Raw genomic sequence first — 17,003 nt, forward strand, 5'->3', positions numbered from 1 at the left:
AAGAATTTCTTGCGAGAGATTTCTTCATGGCGTTTTTGTTTCTATCTTCTTCGTATTTTCTTGTAATAGTCGGGCACGGCAGAGATACCGAAATTCTCCGGATGGGTAAACAGGATTTTGATGGCCAGTAAGCGGTAGATATAGCGGTTGGTTTCTTCCACCAGTTGCAGGTCGATGGCTTCTTCCACTTTCTGTTCTTTCAGTTCCGTTCCGATACGGGCCTGTCCGATGTTGTACGATTGTGCCACGGCTACCCAGTCGTGAAATTTGTCGTAAGCGGTGCGCAGGTAACGGCAGGCGGCATGGGTCGATTTTTCAATGTCCAGCCGTTCATCGATTTTCCGTTCCACCCGTAGACCGTATTCCCGGGCCGTCTCCTTCATGAACTGCCACAGTCCCAAGGCCCCCACGGGCGAGCGTGCTTCCGGATTCATGCCGCTTTCAATCACCATCAGGTATTTGAAATCGTTGGGAATCTGGTGTTCCTCCAGAATCGGTTCTACAAGGGGAAAGAAATAAGCCGCCTTCTGTTGGAGCGACTGGGAAAAGCGGGACAAAGAGGCCAGTTCCCTGCGCAGTTTCTGTTTGCGGTCGGAAGGATCCAGATTCACCTGTTCCCCGCAGAAAATCAGTACATTCGGTTCCAGCAGACTGTCGGCCACTTCAATGCGGCTGAGTGCGGCATAGGCAGGAGTGCCTTCTATCTCTTCTTCGGGAAGTGAAGGGCGGGGCCTCCGGTCGGGGCCTTGCGCATGCACCGTCAGGGGCACGAGGGGCAGAAAACATACCAGCAGCAATGTAAGACCAGATTTCATACTTACTTCTTTTTCACGTTATCTTTTCTTGCCGGCAAAGGTAAGCTATTTATGGTCAGGGTGTACAGTCAGACTTTTAAAAGTTTTCTCCGCATCGGTGGAGATTGAATGGTAAAAAGGTCAGGTAGCAGGCAAAACGTTGTTTTTTTCTGGATTTCTTTTTACCTTTGCGCCCGTCAGAGAAAGGGAATGAAACATCGTGTACATGCATATTGCCTGTTGCTTGTCAGTTTGTGGGTGCTGGTAGTCGGAGTTTTTCCACATCATCATCACAACGAAGCGTTCTGTGTCAGTCCGGACATGGAAACCTGCACTCCTGCCCATGTGCATGCGGAAGGAGAAACTTGTCATTGTCCCGGTGATGCCGACAAGCATACCTGCGATATCAGCTGTGTGACCCATTTCTCTTTTTCCACTCCGCATCATTTGCCGGATTTCACGCCGGATTATACGTATTATACCTTGATTTATCTGTCGTCCGTGTGGTTGGAGACGCCTGTCTCTGTGGAATCTACGGACCTGACTTCCTATTACATCGAAAGATTACACGCCCGGAACTTTTCGGCCGTGCGGAATTTCCGTGCCCCTCCCTTTGCTGCATAAAACAATCCCATTGTAGAGGGATAGAGAGCGAGAAGTGTACTTTGCAACCAGCTTGCAGGGTACAGAAGTTATTTTTGCAGCAAAATTAAAAACACCGTAATTCAATGAAAAATTATATTTTGACAGGCACATTGTGCATGTTCCTGTTGGGTGCATGTGGAGAGCATGCCCATGAACATGGCGAGGAGGGACACAGCCATGAAGAAGAAATGCATGCCGGAGAAAAGGCCGGCCATTCCGATGAGATTATCCTGGCCCCTGAAAAGGCGAAGGCGGCAGGTGTGGAAGCCGAAACCGTTCGTGCGGGAAGTTTTCGCAATGTGATTCATACCAGCGGACAGGTTCTGGCTGCCCAGGGAGAGGAAGCTACCGTGGTGGCTGCCTCTTCGGGTGTAGTTTCTTTTTCCCGGAAAGTGGCCGAAGGAATGCAAGTCGGCAAGGGAACGGAACTGCTGAGTGTGTCGGCTGCCCATATCCAGGATGGCGACCCTGTGCAGAAAGCCAAGGTGGCTTATGAGAAGGCCAAGGAAGAGTATGAACGGGCTCAGAAACTAGTGAGCAGCCAGATTGTGTCGCAAAAAGACTTTGCGGCCTTGCGTGAAGCCTACGAGAATGCCCGTCTCACCTACGAAGCGTTGAAGCCGAGCAAGTCGGGTAAGGGAGTTTCTGTCAAGTCTCCTATCAGTGGATTTATCAAGGCTTGCCTGGTGAAGGAAGGCGATTATGTGACAGTAGGTCAGCCGTTGATGACGGTGACTCAGACCCGTCGGCTGGTGTTGAAGGCAGAAGTGTCCGAGCGTTATTATGCACAGCTTTCCCAGGTGGTGTCTGCCAATTTCCAGACTCCTTATAATAATAAAGTATATAGCCTTGAGAATTTGGGAGGCAAATTGCTTTCTTTCGGTAAATCTTCGGGAGATACCTCTTATTATGTGCCAGTGACTTTTGAGTTCGATAATCGGGGCGACATGGTTCCCGGTTCTTTTGTAGAGGTGTACCTCTTGTCGGGCGAACGGAGCGGGGTGTTGAGTCTTCCGCTATCGGCCTTGACCGAGGAACAGGGTGTGTATTTCGTTTACTTGAAGCTGGATGAGGAGTGCTATAAAAAGCAGGAAGTGAAACTGGGAACTTCTGACGGCAGTCGGGTAGAGATTCTTTCCGGCATAAAAGACGGAGATACGGTGGTGACTCGTGGCGCAATTCATGTCAAACTGGCCTCGGCTTCCAATGCCATCCCGGCGCATACACATAATCATTAAAGCGGAGGGGCTATGCTGAACAAGATTATACGATTTTCCTTACAGAACCGCTTGCTGGTGCTGGTGGCAGCGATATTGCTGCTGATAGGAGGAACCTATACAGCCTTCCACACCGAAGTGGATGTGTTTCCCGACCTGAATGCCCCGACGGTGGTGGTGATGACCGAGGCCAACGGTATGGCGGCAGAGGAAGTGGAACAGTTGGTCACTTTCCCTATCGAGACGGCGGTGAACGGAGCCACCAATGTACGACGGGTACGTTCTTCGTCCACCACGGGCTTTTCAGTGGTTTGGGTCGAGTTTGAATGGGATACCGATATCTATCTGGCCCGTCAGATTGTGTCTGAGAAGCTGGCCGCAGTGGGCGAGTCTTTGCCGGACAATGTGGGAAAGCCTACGCTGGGACCGCAGTCGTCTATTCTGGGCGAATTGCTGATTGTGGGCTTGACCGCCGATTCTACTTCCATGCAGGATTTGCGTACGCTGGCCGACTGGACCATCCGTCCGCGTCTGTTGTCCACCGGAGGTGTGGCACAGGTGGCCGTACTGGGGGGAGACATCAAGGAATACCAGATTCTGATTCATCCCGACCGGATGCGTCATTATGGGGTGACTCTTGGAGAGGTGATGGCCGTATCGCGCAACATGAACCAGAATACCAATGGAGGGGTCATCTATGAATATGGCAACGAGTACATTGTGCGGGGAGTGCTTTCTACGGACGATGTGCATAAGCTGGGACGGGCCGTCATCAGGACCACGGCAGAGGGAGCACCCATTACCTTGGAAGATGTGGCTGATGTGCGTATCGGTTCGCAGCAGCCCAAGCTGGGAGTGGCTTCCGAAAAAGGAAAGCCAGCCGTACTGCTTACGGTAACGAAGCAGCCTAACACGGGTACGATTGCCTTGACGGAACAGCTGGAGAAGGCCTTGGCCGATTTGCAGAAGAACCTGCCGAAGGATGTGAAAATCTCTACCGATGTGTTCCGCCAGTCGCGCTTCATCGAAAGCTCCATCAGCAACGTACAGGAATCGCTGTATGAAGGTGCCATCTTTGTGGTCATCGTGCTCTTCCTGTTCCTGGCCAATACGCGGACGACGATTATTTCGTTGATTACCCTTCCTCTTTCCCTGGTGGTGGCCATTCTGGTACTGCACTACATGGGGCTGAGCATCAATACCATGAGTTTGGGAGGTATGGCCATTGCTATCGGTTCGCTGGTGGATGATGCCATTGTCGACGTGGAAAACGTGTGGAAGCATTTGCGGGAAAACAAGATGCTCCCGCCGGAAGAACGCAAGCCGGTACGCGAGGTGGTGTTCAATGCTTCGCGCGAGGTACGTATGCCGATTCTGAACTCCACGTTGATTATCATTGTGAGCTTTATTCCGCTTTTCTTCCTGACCGGGATGGAAGGCCGTATGCTGGTGCCGCTGGGCATTGCGTTCATCGTGTCTTTGTTTGCTTCTACCGTGGTGGCATTGACCTTGACCCCAGTGTTGTGCAGTTACCTGTTAGGAGGAAAGTCAAAAGGAGACGAACTGCCGAAAGAAGCCTTCTTGGCGGTATGGCTGAAGAAATATTACGAACGGGCCTTGCTTTGGTCGCTGGAGCACAAGAAGACGGTGCTGGGAGGTACGGTTGCCGTGTTCGTGGTGGCCTTGGGCATCTTCTTTACGTTGGGCCACAGCTTCCTGCCGTCGTTCAATGAAGGGTCGTTTACCATCAATGTCAGCTCCCTGCCGGGTATTTCGTTGGAAGAATCCGACAAGATTGGGCGTCAGGCCGAGGAAATCCTGCTCTCCATTCCGGAGATACAGACCGTGGCCCGCAAGACGGGACGTGCGGAACTGGATGAGCATGCCCTGGGCGTGAACGTGTCGGAAATAGAAGCGCCTTTCGAGCTGAAGGACCGTTCGCATGCCGAACTGTTGGCGGATGTCCGTCAGAAACTGTCGGTCATCACGGGGGCCAACATTGAAATCGGACAGCCCATCAGTCACCGTATCGACGCCATGTTGAGTGGTACGCAGGCCAGCATTGCCATCAAGCTGTTCGGAGATGACCTGAACCGGATGTTTGCCTTGGGCAATCAGATAAAGGCGGCCATCAGTGATGTGGAAGGCGTAGCCGACCTGAACGTGGAGCAGCAGATTGAGCGTCCGGAACTGAAGATTGTACCCAAGCGGGAGATGCTGGCCAAGTATGGCATCTCGTTGCCGCAGTTCAGTGAGTTCGTGCAGGTGAATATGGCCGGCGAGGTCGTGTCGCAGGTGTATGAAAAGGGAAAGACCTTCAACCTGGTGGTGCGTGCGGATGAGGCCGACCGGGGCGAGATGGACCGTGTGAAAGACCTGATGATTGACGATGCGCAGGGGCGGAAGATTCCCTTGTCGTACGTGGCCGATGTGGTGTCTTCCATGGGACCGAACACCATCAACCGGGAAAACGTGAAACGGAAAATCGTGATTTCGGCCAATACCAGTGGGCGCGACTTGCGCAGCGTGGTGAATGACATCCAGCGTCGGGTGGACGAGAAGATTACGTTGCCCGAAGGTTATCACATTGAATACGGCGGACAGTTTGAAAGCGAGCAGGCCGCCAGCCGTACCTTGCTGCTGACTTCCCTGATGAGCATCGTGGTCATCTTCCTGTTACTGTACATGCAGTTCCACGATGCCGCCGAGAGCGGGGTAATTCTGTTGAACCTGCCGCTGGCCCTGATTGGCGGTGTGTTTGCCCTGTGGCTGACCACGGGTGAAGTCAGTATTCCGGCCATCATCGGATTTATCTCCTTGTTCGGTATTGCCACCCGAAACGGTATGTTGCTGGTCACCCACTACAACCTGTTGCGTGAAGAGCAGCATCTGGATGTGCGCGAAAGTATCGTACACGGTTCGCTCGACCGTCTGAACCCGATTCTGATGACCGCCCTTTCGTCTGCCCTGGCCCTGATTCCGCTGGCTTTGCGCGGCGACCTGCCGGGCAATGAGATTCAGAGTCCGATGGCCAAGGTCATCCTGGGAGGATTGCTGACCTCCACTTTCCTGAATGCCTTTGTCATTCCTATTGTGTATGAGTTAATGAACCGGAAGAAAACGACTAAAAGAACAGAAGCATGAAAAAATTTGGATGGATATTGCTTGCGGGCCTGGCTTTTTCCGGCGGGCTGCAGGCACAGAAAATAGAAGAGGTGTTGCAATCCGTGGAGCAGCACAACAAGGAACTTCAGGCCAGTGCGCACAGCATGGAGGCGGCCAAGATGGAAGTGCAGACACGGAATAACCTGGAAGACCCCAGCGTGGAATACAGTCCGTTTTATGCAAGCAATGTGGACGGTATGGCCAGTTCGGAACTGGTGGTGACGCAGGGATTTGATTTCCCCACGCTGTATGCGGCACGCAACCGTTCTGGAAAATCGCAGAAAAACGTGCTGGACCGTCAGCAGCAGGTGCTCCGTCGCGACATTCTGCTGCAAGCCAAGAACCTGTGTCTGGATCTGATTCGGCTGAACCAGGAACAGCAGTTGCTGGCCGAGCGGATGAAGAATGCCGATGCCCTGTTGGAGTTGTTCGAAAAACGCCTGAAAGAGGGGGATGCCAATGCTTTGGAAGTGAATAAAATCAAGATGGAACGCATGAAGGTGCAGACCGAAGTGGCTCAGAACAATGCCGCACACCGCACGGCCTTGCAGCAGTTGCTGGCCATGAACGGCAATATGCCTTTGGAATTTGCGGAAACAGATTACCCCAAGGTGGAGGCTATTCAGGATTATCAGACGTTGTATAACGAAGTGATGCAGTCGGATGCCGATTTGCAGGTCGCTGAGGCGACCGTTCAGGCCGCTTCGGAAGAAGTGAAGGTAAACAAGCAGAACTGGTTGCCGAAACTGGAAGTGGGCTACCGGCGGAATACCTCGGTGGGAGAGAAGAGCAACGGTTTCCTGGTAGGAGGCAGTTTTCCTTTGTTTTCCAACCGCAAGAAACTGAAAATTGCGAAAGCCCAGGCGTTGAGTGCGAACTTGCAGCGCGACAATGCCCGCCTGCAGGTAGAAGCCAAGGTACAGAGCCAGTTCAATGAGATGCAGCAGTTGCGTGAGGCGATGCAGGCCTACGATGTGCCTTTGATGCACCACACCCTCCGTCTGCTCTACGATGCTGTTACGGCCGGCCAGTTGTCCATCATCGACTTTTATGTGGAGGCCGACAACGTATATGGCAACCTGCAAAGCTACATGACGCTGGAGAACCAGTACCAGAAACTCATGGCCGACATCTATAAGAACCGTCTGTAAATCAGCTGTAATAAAAAGTAAAACCGCCCCTGCGAAGAGGCGGTTTTTTTTCGATGTTTTTTACGTTTCCCGTGGCCGAAACGTAGGTTTCCCGCCCGAGAAACATACGTTTCCGCAGTGGGAAACGTACGTTTTTCCCGAGGGAAACGTAAAATAGATTCCAGTGTTTCAGGGAAAATAAAATAGATTCCAGTGTTTCAGGGAAAATAAAATAGATTCCAGTGTTTCAGGGAAAAGCGGCTGGCCTTTCCCTGAAACAGCCGGGGAAATACCTTAAATTCTGTCCAACGGAATGTGAAGGGCCTGGGCCACTCCCTTACCGTAGTTTTCATCTGCCTGCATGCAATTCCGGATGTGGCGGAGTTTGATTTCTTCCGGAATGTTTCCCATGGCTCTGGCCGTATTCTCAAAGAGCACCTGTTGCTGGGCAGGCGTCATCAGGCGGAACAGGGCACGAGGCTGAGAATAGTAGTCCGTGTCATCTTCCCGGTAATCCCACTGATAAGCCGCACCGTCCAGTTCCAGAGGCGGTTCCTTGTATTCGCCTTGCTGTTGCCATTCTCCGTAGCTGTTGGGTTCATAGCCCAGGGTCGAACCGTGGTTGCCGTCCACGCGCATCTGTCCGTCGCGGTGGTACATGTTCAGGAAAGGACAGCGGCTCCGGTTGACCGGAATCTGGTGGTGGTTGACGCCCAGACGGTAACGCTGCGTGTCACCGTAAGAGAAGAGACGGCCCTGCAGCATGCGGTCGGGCGAGAAGCTGATGCCCGGCACCACGTTGGCCGGATTGAAAGCCGCCTGTTCTACGTCGGCAAAATAATTTTCCGGGTTGCGGTTCAGTTCGAGCACCCCCACCTCTATCAGCGGATATTCCTTTTGCGACCAGACTTTGGTCAGGTCGAAGGGGTTGAACGGACATGCTTTGGCCTGTTCTTCCGTCATCAGCTGGATGTACATCGTCCATTTCGGAAAGTCTCCTTTTTCAATGCTTTCGTAGAGGTCGCGCTGATGGCTTTCCCGGTCTTTCGCGATGATGGCTTCCGCTTCCGCATCGGTCAGGTTCCGGATACCCTGCTGGGTGTGCAGGTGGAATTTGACCCACGTACGTTTCCCTTCCGCATTGATCAGGGAGAACGTGTGGCTGCCATAGCCGTGCATGTGGCGGTACGAAGCCGGAATGCCGCGGTCGCTCATGGTGATGGTCACCTGGTGCAGGGCTTCGGGCAGTGAAGTCCAGAAGTCCCAGTTGTTGCGCGGGCTGCGCATGTTTGTACGCGGGTCCCGTTTCACCGCGTGGTTCAAGTCGGGAAATTTCAGCGGGTCGCGCAGGAAGAACACCGGCGTGTTGTTTCCCACCAAGTCCCAGTTGCCTTCTTCGGTATAGAATTTGATGGCGAAGCCACGGATGTCACGTTCCGCATCCGCCGCCCCACGTTCACCGGCCACTGTAGAAAAACGGACAAACAGTTCCGTTTCCTTTCCCACCTGTGAAAAAATGGCCGCCTTGGTATAGGCCGTGATATCGTGCGTGACCGTAAATTTTCCAAACGCTCCCGAACCTTTGGCGTGCATGCGCCGTTCGGGAATCACTTCGCGGTCAAAATGTGCCAGTTTTTCGAGAAACCACACATCTTGTAAGAGCATCGGACCTCTTCGTCCTGCGGTAGCCACATTCTGGTTGTCGGCTACGGGTGCGCCTGAGGCACTGGTAAGTTTCTTTTTTTCCATAAGCATTACATTTGTGATTTGATAATAGATTAAGAAGGAATTATACGGTGATGAACCGGTCCAGGATTTGTTTGTCCGAGTCGGTCAGCAAGCCGTTCTTGGATTGCAGGAAAGGTACAGGGGCTTTCCGGGAAATACGCAAGGCTTTCTTCATGTTCCGGAGCATGCTTCCTGTCCTGAATTTATAAGTTGTAAAAAGCAGCGTTCGGTGAGGAGGCACTTGTCCTGCCATTCGTCGGCTGCAGGCTTTCCATTGCCGGTGCGGGTGCTGTCCGACGACGAAACAGCCGCAAGTCCAGCATCCCGACAGCAGGAAATCCGTTTCTGCCAGCTTCTGAGGGTCGAAATCGGAAATCGCGCACAAGCTGACATGCAGCCCTTTCGACCAGAGATACATTGCAATCTCTCTGGCGAAAAAGGCTGTCTTTCCTTTGTGGCTATAATACAGGACAGTGGCTTTCATTTGATTTGCAGCAACAAGATTCCTTTACAACCACCACCCGGCTGTTGGGCAGGTCGGGGATGTAGATAAAGCCGTCTTTTACGGTAATGTCGGCCGGACCAATCAGCGGCTGCTCCAGTTTCAAAGGCAGAGGAGACATTTTTCCGCTGGCCAAGTCAATGCGGCTCAGCTGGGCCGGTGTCCAGTTGGTGACAATCAGCGATTTTCCGTCGTAAGCGAAAGCGATGCCGTCGTATTGTCCGGTCACTTCCGTCAGTTTGCGGGCCACGGGCTGCTTCAGGTTGTCGATGCGGTAAATCACATTGGCTTCCTTGGTCACTCCGTCGGCCGGATAAGAAGCTACATACATCATTCCGTCACGTACGAGCAGTCCGTTCGGTCCGCTGATTTGCAGCCATTCTTCGGGCTGTCCCGGCTGGGCCGGATTGCTGATGTCCAGGCGGAAAATACGGTCGGTATTGGTCACCGAAGCATACAGGTAGTTTCCGTCGGCTGCCAGGTCGTTGACAAACAGGTTGCCTTTGGGCAGGGAAATGACTTTCGGCTTCTCCGCTTTGTCGGTCAGGTGATACACCACAATCTTGTTCACATCACATACATACAGGTAGTCCTGACGGATGAACATTCCTTTGGGAGCCGACAGATTGCCGTCGGCCGGAACCATGACCTGGGTCTTTCCGTCCTTATAAAATGCGATGTATCCTTTTCCTTCCGTGTTCAGCGGATTCAGTTCGGCGGTACCGAAGTTGGCCACCAGGATACCTCCCTGATACGGATACGTACTTTCACAATAACGAAGTCCTTCGTTTACTACACCTTTTACGGTTTGTGCCGACAAACTTATCGACAAGCAAACAAACATTGCACTGAGAATCTTTTTCATCTTTTTACGTTTATTTTTTGACAAAGTTAAATGCGAGCCAAATATTTTCTATATTTGTAGCACTCATTTTTCCGATAACATTCATAGGCAGAAACGATAAGAAATGGAACTCCGTCAGTTGAAATATTTTAAAGCGGCCTGCGAATTGCAGAATTTTTCGGAGGCGGCACGTGCGTTGTTTATCTCACAAAGTACACTTTCCCAGCAGATTAAGCAGCTGGAAGATGAATTGGACGTCTTGCTTTTCGACCGCATCGGGAAGCGGGTGGTTCCTACGGAAGCCGGACTGGCTTTTTTGCCTTATGCAGCAAAGGCGCTTTACGATGCGGAAGACGGAAAACAGATTATCCGCGACTTGAAAGGGATAGAGACGGGGGTGCTTCACATCGGGGTGACTTATAGCATGAGCCCCTTGCTGATTGCGGCACTGACTCGTTTCACGAAGACCTATCCGAAGGTCAAGGTCGATATCAGTTTTGCCACCTCGGAAGAATTGCTGGAGCGGCTGGAAGCCAATCACCTGGATTTTGTATTGTCTTTCAAGCCGGAAGGCACGTCGGAAGGGTTTGAAACTTTACCTTTGTTTTCTTCCCGCCTGAATTTCATTGTGCACCGTTCGCATCCGTTGGCCGGACTTTCTTCCATTACGCTGAAACGGCTGTGCGAGACTCCGCTGGTGTTGCCGGGACAGGGCTTTGCCACCCGGAAGAAGGTGGATGAATTATGCCGTATCCAGCACTTGGAACTGACGGTGGGGGTAGAAATGAACGACGTACATACCATTATCCATACCTTGCGGGAAGGCTATTGGGCTACGATTCTGACTCAAGCGGCTGTGCGCGGGGAAGAAGATTTGGTGCAGATTCCTATCTTGTGTGCCGATGCGTTGGCCTCTGAAGGCTGTCTGTTCTGGGCGCAGGGAAACTACCGGAAAAAGTCGGCGCTGGCATTTGCCGATTTTTTGCAGAAGACGGTCGAAAACGGGGGAGAATGAGATAGGCCGGAGGATGCCGGCGGGTTTAAAAAATGATAAGGGCAAAAAAAGATGGACGGCTCTTCCCCGTAATCCGTGCCGAATTATTAACTTTGCCCTTTGATAGAAAATAAACAGAAACACAGCCATATGCCATTAAATTTACCCGATAAACTGCCGGCAATCGAGTTGTTGAAGGAAGAGAATATTTTCGTGATAGACAATTCGCGGGCCAGCTCGCAGGACATCCGTCCGTTGAAGATTGTCGTACTCAACCTTATGCCACTTAAAATAACGACAGAAACCGACTTGATCCGTTTGTTGTCCAACTCCCCTCTGCAGATTGAGGTGAGCCTGATGAAGCTGAAAAGCCATACTTCAAAGAATACGCCGGTGGAGCACATGAAAGCGTTCTATCGTGATTTTGAATTGATGAGAAACGAAAAGTTCGACGGAATGATTATTACCGGAGCCCCGGTGGAACACCTGGATTTTGAAGATGTCAACTACTGGGACGAGGTGACGGATATTTTCGAATGGACCCGTACCCATGTCACCTCCACGTTCTATATCTGCTGGGCGGCACAGGCCGGCTTGTATTACCATTACGGCATCCCGAAGTATCCGTTGGACAAGAAAATGTTCGGCATCTTTGAACACCACATCTGCAAGGGCTTTGAGCATCTGCCCATCTTCCGTGGATTCGACGACGTGTTCTATGTGCCTCATAGCCGTCACACCGAAGTCCGCCGGGAAGACATTGAAAAATGCAAGGACCTGCAGATTATTTCCGAGTCGCCCGAGTCGGGTGTACACATCGTAATGGCTCGTGGCGGACGCGAGTTTTTCGTGACCGGCCATTCGGAATATTCTCCTTACACGCTGGATACGGAATACCGTCGTGACCTGGGCAAAGGCCTGCCCATTGAAATGCCGCGTAATTACTACCGCGACAACGATCTGGAAAAAGGACCGCTGGTGCGCTGGCGGAGCGTGGCCAACCTGTTGTTCTCCAACTGGATGAACTATTATGTGTACCAAGAAACTCCTTACGATATCAACCAGATAAAATAAGCATGATCAGACAACGTCCTATCGAACTGCTTGCCCCGGCCAAGAACCTGGAGTGCGGCATGGAAGCTATCAACCACGGGGCCGATGCGGTATATATCGGTGCCCCGCGTTTCGGCGCACGTGCCGCTGCCGGCAACTCATTGGAAGACATTGAGGCCCTGGTGCGTTATGCCCATTTGTATCGCGTACGCATCTACGTGACTGTCAATACCATCCTGAAGGAAGAGGAACTGGCAGATACCGAGAAAATGATTTGGGATTTGTACCGGGTGGGGGTGGATGCCCTCATCGTGCAGGACATGGGAATCACCCGCCTGAATCTGCCCCCGATTCTGCTGCATGCCAGTACGCAGATGGACAACCGCACGCCGCAGAAAGTGAAATTCCTGGCTGAGGCCGGTTTCCGTCAAGTGGTATTGGCCCGTGAGCTGACACTGGACGAGATTGCAAAAATTCATGCCGCCTGTCCGGATACGCCGCTGGAGGTATTCGTGCACGGCGCTTTGTGCGTGAGCTACAGCGGACAGTGCTACGTGAGTCAGGCATGTTTCGGCCGCAGTGCCAACCGCGGAGAGTGTGCGCAGTTCTGCCGCCTGAGTTTCGACATGGTGGATGCGGACGGGAAAACGATTGCCCGCGGCAAGCACCTGCTATCGCTGAAAGACATGAACCAGAGCGACAACCTGGAGGCCTTGCTGGATGCGGGCGCCTCTTCGCTGAAGATTGAGGGACGCTTGAAGGACGTGGCCTACGTGAAGAACGTGACTGCCTATTACCGCCAGAAGCTGGATGCCATCCTGAAGCGCCGGAAAGAATACGTGCGGGCTTCGTCCGGTACCGTCCGTCTGGCTTTCCGTCCGCAGCTGGACAAGAGTTTCAGCCGGGGATTTACCGATTACTTCCTGCACGGGCGTACGCCGGATATTTTCTCTTTCCATACGCCGAAGTCGTTGGGCGAGGAGATGGGCGTGGTGAAAGAAGTGCGCGGCAACTATTTCACGGTGGCCGGAGTGAAACCTTTCAGCAACGGTGACGGACTCTGCTATTTGGACGAACAAGGCAAGTTGCACGGTTTCCGGGTAAACCGGGTGGAGAACAACAAACTCTATCCGCAGGAGATGCCGCGTCTGCGTCCGAAGACCAAAATCTACCGTAACTTCGACCAGGAGTTTGAACGGGTGATGCAGAAAAAGTCGGCTGAACGGAAGATGGCCGTATCCATGTTGTTTGAAGAGAACAACTTCGGGTTTACCCTGACCCTGACCGACGAAGACGATAACTGCATCAGCGTGACGCTGCCGGCAGAAAAGACACTGGCACGTACCCCTCAGGCCGAAAACCTGAAGAACCAGTTGGGTAAGCTGGGCAACACCCCGTTTGAGCTGGAGAAACTGGACATCTCCTTGTCGGCGGACTGGTTTGTACCTTCTTCTGCCTTGGCCGATTTGCGTCGGAATGCGGTGGAAAAGCTGCTGGAAGCCCGCCGCATCAACTATCCGCAGGAAAGGGTACGCTTCCCGAAAACCACGCATGCGTTTATCGTGGGCGACCTGACCTACCTGGGCAATGTGATGAATACGAAGGCACAGGCCTTCTATCACGACCACGGTGTGAAGCGCATCGAACCTGCTTTTGAGAAAGAACCACGGACCGATGCCGTGCTGATGTTCTGCAAGCATTGCCTGCGCTACAGCATGGGCTGGTGTCCGGTACATCATAAGGTGAAATCGCCCTACAAGGAGCCTTACTATCTGGTAAGTACGGACGGACGGCGATTCCGCCTGGATTTCGACTGTAAGGTCTGTCAGATGAAAGTGTCATTGGATAATCAGAAGTCAGAATGAAACACGCGGGTTATATTCTAGGGGTGATTTGTTTGCTGTTGTGCGTGACGGCCTGTCATTACCGTACTTCCTTGTCTGCGGCAGGAGAAGGAAATCCGAATGATTCGGTGACGGCGGTGGTGAGGGAATGTCCGTATGCCTTGAACAGCAATTTCCGGGTCACGGCCGACACGCTCTGGCTTCATCAGCTCCCGTTGCTCGATTCCATTCCGGTGAAGGAAGGCGATGAACTGGTGGTAGCCGAGATTACCGCCCGTAAAGAAATGGAAGGCGACTCGGTGTGGGTGAAAGTGGCCCGCGACCAGGAAACCATCGGATGGGTTCCCGAACGCCAGTTGCTGTCGCACATCGTCCCCGTAGACCCCATCTCCCGTTGCATCCACTTGTTCAGCAACTCCCATGCCCTGCCGTTCTTTCTGGTGCTGGCCGTGTTCTTCCTCTGCTTCGTGTACCGTGCCTTGCGGCGCAAGCAGATTAAGCTCATCTGGCTGAATGACATTGACAGTGTGTTTCCCATTACCCTGTCGTGGTTGATGGCTGCGGCAGCCACGTTGTATAACAGCATGCAGCATTTCGTACCGGAAACCTGGGAGCGGTATTATTATGACCCTTCGCTGAATCCCTTCGACCTGCCTTTCGTATTGGGACTCTTCGTGCTCAGCGTGTTCCTTATTCTGTTGCTGGGGGTGGCCTTGCTGGACGACCTGTTTCACCAGACCACGATGGAGGTGGCCTTTTTCTATCTGCTGGGACTGGCTTCCTGCTGCATTTTCTTGTATATCTTTTTCACCTACTTGTGGGTGTATCTGGCCTATCTGGCCTTTATCGCCTATTCCGTGTGGTGCGTCCGGCGCTTGCGCAAGGCTAACAGCTATCCCTACGCCTGTGGAGCCTGTGGTGCCAAGATGAGGTCGAAAGGCATTTGTCCGCACTGTGGCGCCTTGAATGAGTAATAATCCGCATAATTTTGTAATTTTGCACCTTTCAAAAATTTAAAACCCTACATAATATGATTAGTATAGATGGACTGACCGTGGAATTCGGAGGGACCACCTTGTTTAGTGACCTGAACTTTCAGATTAACGAAAAAGACCGTATTGCCCTGATGGGAAAAAATGGAGCCGGCAAATCTACGCTGCTGAAAATACTGGCCGGTGTGCGCCAGCCTACGCGGGGAAAAGTGACCGCCCCCAAGGACTGTGTGATTGCCTATCTGCCGCAGCACCTGATGACGGAAGACGGGCGGACGGTATTCGAAGAAGCCTCTCAGGCTTTTGCCCATCTGAAGGAGATGGAGGAAGAGATTGAGCGGATGAACAACGAACTGGCCACACGGACGGACTATGAAAGTGATTCCTATATGGCCCTGATAGAGAAAGTGGCCTCGATGAGCGAGAAGTTTTATGCCATCGACATGACACATTTCGAGGAAGACGTGGAGAAGGCTTTGTTGGGACTGGGCTTCCTGCGGGAAGACTTCAACCGTCCGACCAGCGATTTCAGCGGAGGGTGGCGAATGCGCATCGAGTTGGCCAAGCTGCTGCTCCAGAATCCGGATGTGTTGCTGCTGGACGAGCCGACCAATCACCTAGACATCGAGTCCATCCAATGGTTGGAAGATTTCCTGATCAACAGTGCCAAGGCGGTGGTGGTCATCAGTCACGACCGGAAGTTTGTGGACAACATTACGACCCGTACCATCGAAGTGACCATGGGACGGATTTACGACTATAAGGTGAATTACTCCCAGTACTTGGTGCTGCGGAAGGAACGCCGCGAACAGCAGATGAAGCAATATGAGGAACAGCAGAAGATGATTCAGGAGACCAAGGACTTCATCGAACGTTTCAAGGGCACTTACAGCAAGACCTTGCAGGTGCAGAGCCGGGTGAAGATGTTGGAGAAACTGGAACTGATCGAAGTGGACGAAGAAGATACCTCGGCCTTGCGCTTGAAATTCCCTCCTTCACCGCGTAGTGGCAACTATCCGGTCATCATGGAAGGAGTGGGAAAGACGTATGGCAACCACGTGGTGTTCAAGAATGCCAACCTCACCATTGAACGGGGCGACAAGGTGGCTTTTGTGGGAAAGAACGGAGAAGGTAAGTCTACCCTCGTGAAGTGCATCATGAATGAAATAGACTATGAAGGTACGCTGACGCTGGGCCATAACGTGCAGATTGGGTATTTTGCACAGAACCAGGCTTCGTTGCTGGACGAGAACCTGACGGTGTTTCAGACCATTGACGATGTGGCCAAGGGAGAAATCCGCAACAAAATCCGGGACCTGTTAGGAGCCTTCATGTTCGGTAGTCCGGAAGCCTCGATGAAGAAGGTCAAGGTGTTGTCGGGAGGGGAACGTACCCGTCTGGCCATGATTAAACTGTTGCTGGAGCCGGTCAACCTCTTGATCTTGGATGAGCCGACCAATCACCTGGACATGAAGACGAAGGATATCCTGAAACAGGCGTTGATGGATTTCGACGGCACCCTGATTGTGGTATCGCACGACCGTGATTTCTTGGACGGGCTGGTTACGAAGGTGTATGAGTTCGGTTACCAGCGTGTGAAGGAACACTTGTGTGGCATTTATGAGTTTTTGGAGACCAAGAAACTGGAAAGTCTGCAGGAATTGGAGCGTAAAAACGCTTGAAAAGGCCCTTTGGAAAGAAAAAACGGCTTTTTTGAGAAAAAAGTTTCCAAATGTTTTGCAGGTTTAAAATAAGTTACTACCTTTGCACTCGCAATCGGGAAATGACCGATGCGACAAAGGATTGATTCGCTAGCTCAGCAGGTAGAGCACAACACTTTTAATGTTGGGGTCTTGGGTTCGAGCCCCAAGCGGATCACTCAAACAAAAAGCAAAACAATGAAAACCGCTGATAATCAATCATTATCAGCGGTTTTTCTTTTTATCCATACCGCAAATTGAAGCAGAATACGGCTCAACGTAAAAATCTGGGGGTATAATGTGCTGTAGATGGCTTATGCCACCCTTATATTTTGATAATTTTTGTCTGTCATCTTCTGATTTTTGATTTTAGCACACATTTTCTTTATATTAAA

13 protein-coding genes and 1 tRNA gene are annotated in these 17,003 nt (G+C 52.0%); 10 read left to right on the plus strand and 4 right to left on the minus strand.

Annotated features, from left to right (window positions below; translation table 11 throughout):
• Positions 1–41 precede the first annotated feature (41 nt).
• On the minus strand, positions 42–815 hold the full coding sequence (locus OCV81_RS13455; protein ID WP_022354328.1) for a lytic transglycosylase domain-containing protein: 774 nt from the start codon (positions 813–815) through the stop codon (positions 42–44).
• Between the two features lie 189 nt (positions 816–1,004).
• On the opposite strand from OCV81_RS13455, the gene OCV81_RS13460 reads away from it, so the two are divergent.
• From OCV81_RS13460 to OCV81_RS13475, 4 genes are all read left to right on the plus strand, one after another.
• Positions 1,005–1,418: a DUF6769 family protein gene (locus tag OCV81_RS13460; RefSeq protein ID WP_148330501.1), complete on the plus strand. Its 414-nt coding sequence runs from the start codon at positions 1,005–1,007 to the stop codon at positions 1,416–1,418.
• Between the two features lie 104 nt (positions 1,419–1,522).
• Entirely contained in the window at positions 1,523–2,677 is a 1,155-nt protein-coding gene (locus OCV81_RS13465; RefSeq protein ID WP_148330503.1) for an efflux RND transporter periplasmic adaptor subunit, read from the plus strand.
• Positions 2,678–2,689: 12 nt separating this feature from the next.
• Entirely contained in the window at positions 2,690–5,800 is a 3,111-nt protein-coding gene (locus OCV81_RS13470; protein WP_148330505.1) for an efflux RND transporter permease subunit, read from the plus strand.
• Positions 5,797–6,972 carry a TolC family protein gene (locus OCV81_RS13475; RefSeq protein ID WP_148330507.1) on the plus strand — a complete coding sequence of 392 codons (1,176 nt, stop codon included), beginning with the start codon at positions 5,797–5,799 and terminating at the stop codon, positions 6,970–6,972. Before OCV81_RS13470 ends, OCV81_RS13475 begins: the two co-directional genes overlap by 4 nt.
• 273 nt (positions 6,973–7,245) lie before the next feature.
• Here the strand turns inward: OCV81_RS13475 and OCV81_RS13480 are convergent, their stop codons facing one another.
• From OCV81_RS13480 to OCV81_RS13490, 3 genes are read right to left on the minus strand one after another with little or no spacing between them, the layout of a single operon-like run.
• On the minus strand, positions 7,246–8,700 hold the full coding sequence (locus OCV81_RS13480) for a catalase (protein ID WP_148330509.1): 1,455 nt from the start codon (positions 8,698–8,700) through the stop codon (positions 7,246–7,248).
• Between the two features lie 40 nt (positions 8,701–8,740).
• Entirely contained in the window at positions 8,741–9,163 is a 423-nt protein-coding gene (locus OCV81_RS13485; protein WP_148330511.1) for an NADPH-dependent FMN reductase family protein, read from the minus strand.
• Complete coding sequence (locus tag OCV81_RS13490) at positions 9,138–10,046, minus strand: NHL repeat-containing protein (protein WP_148330513.1); 909 nt, start codon at positions 10,044–10,046, stop codon at positions 9,138–9,140. Before OCV81_RS13490 ends, OCV81_RS13485 begins: the two co-directional genes overlap by 26 nt.
• Before the next feature lie 103 nt (positions 10,047–10,149).
• On the opposite strand from OCV81_RS13490, the gene OCV81_RS13495 reads away from it, so the two are divergent.
• From OCV81_RS13495 to OCV81_RS13520, 6 genes are all read left to right on the plus strand, one after another.
• Complete coding sequence (locus OCV81_RS13495; protein WP_148330515.1) at positions 10,150–11,040, plus strand: LysR substrate-binding domain-containing protein; 891 nt, start codon at positions 10,150–10,152, stop codon at positions 11,038–11,040.
• A 129-nt stretch (positions 11,041–11,169) separates the two neighbouring features.
• Positions 11,170–12,093, plus strand: a complete 924-nt coding sequence (gene metA, locus OCV81_RS13500; protein ID WP_148330517.1) for a homoserine O-acetyltransferase MetA — start codon at positions 11,170–11,172, stop codon at positions 12,091–12,093.
• 2 nt (positions 12,094–12,095) lie between these two features.
• The gene (locus tag OCV81_RS13505) at positions 12,096–13,937 is read left to right on the plus strand and encodes a peptidase U32 family protein (protein WP_148330519.1); all 1,842 of its coding nucleotides are present in this window, start codon (positions 12,096–12,098) and stop codon (positions 13,935–13,937) included.
• Positions 13,934–14,890, plus strand: a complete 957-nt coding sequence (locus OCV81_RS13510) for an SH3 domain-containing protein (protein ID WP_148330521.1) — start codon at positions 13,934–13,936, stop codon at positions 14,888–14,890. Before OCV81_RS13505 ends, OCV81_RS13510 begins: the two co-directional genes overlap by 4 nt.
• A 56-nt stretch (positions 14,891–14,946) precedes the next feature.
• Positions 14,947–16,590 carry an ABC-F family ATP-binding cassette domain-containing protein gene (locus OCV81_RS13515; protein WP_148330523.1) on the plus strand — a complete coding sequence of 548 codons (1,644 nt, stop codon included), beginning with the start codon at positions 14,947–14,949 and terminating at the stop codon, positions 16,588–16,590.
• A 123-nt stretch (positions 16,591–16,713) separates the two neighbouring features.
• Positions 16,714–16,786, plus strand: a tRNA-Lys gene (locus OCV81_RS13520).
• Positions 16,787–17,003: the final 217 nt, after the last annotated feature.

Source organism: Phocaeicola fibrisolvens, assembly GCF_025567125.1.
Lineage (GTDB): Bacteria > Bacteroidota > Bacteroidia > Bacteroidales > Bacteroidaceae > Phocaeicola > Phocaeicola fibrisolvens.

Bases quoted from the DNA above. Each gene is read 5' to 3' on its own strand.
- OCV81_RS13455 (WP_022354328.1), bottom strand. From the start codon at position 815: ATGAAATCTGGTCTTACATTGCTGCTGGTATGTTTTCTGCCCCTCGTG.
- OCV81_RS13460 (WP_148330501.1), top strand. From the start codon at position 1,005: ATGAAACATCGTGTACATGCATATTGCCTGTTGCTTGTCAGTTTGTGG.
- OCV81_RS13465 (WP_148330503.1), top strand. From the start codon at position 1,523: ATGAAAAATTATATTTTGACAGGCACATTGTGCATGTTCCTGTTGGGT.
- OCV81_RS13470 (WP_148330505.1), top strand. From the start codon at position 2,690: ATGCTGAACAAGATTATACGATTTTCCTTACAGAACCGCTTGCTGGTG.
- OCV81_RS13475 (WP_148330507.1), top strand. From the start codon at position 5,797: ATGAAAAAATTTGGATGGATATTGCTTGCGGGCCTGGCTTTTTCCGGC.
- OCV81_RS13480 (WP_148330509.1), bottom strand. From the start codon at position 8,700: ATGGAAAAAAAGAAACTTACCAGTGCCTCAGGCGCACCCGTAGCCGAC.
- OCV81_RS13485 (WP_148330511.1), bottom strand. From the start codon at position 9,163: ATGAAAGCCACTGTCCTGTATTATAGCCACAAAGGAAAGACAGCCTTT.
- OCV81_RS13490 (WP_148330513.1), bottom strand. From the start codon at position 10,046: ATGAAAAAGATTCTCAGTGCAATGTTTGTTTGCTTGTCGATAAGTTTG.
- OCV81_RS13495 (WP_148330515.1), top strand. From the start codon at position 10,150: ATGGAACTCCGTCAGTTGAAATATTTTAAAGCGGCCTGCGAATTGCAG.
- metA (WP_148330517.1), top strand. From the start codon at position 11,170: ATGCCATTAAATTTACCCGATAAACTGCCGGCAATCGAGTTGTTGAAG.
- OCV81_RS13505 (WP_148330519.1), top strand. From the start codon at position 12,096: ATGATCAGACAACGTCCTATCGAACTGCTTGCCCCGGCCAAGAACCTG.
- OCV81_RS13510 (WP_148330521.1), top strand. From the start codon at position 13,934: ATGAAACACGCGGGTTATATTCTAGGGGTGATTTGTTTGCTGTTGTGC.
- OCV81_RS13515 (WP_148330523.1), top strand. From the start codon at position 14,947: ATGATTAGTATAGATGGACTGACCGTGGAATTCGGAGGGACCACCTTG.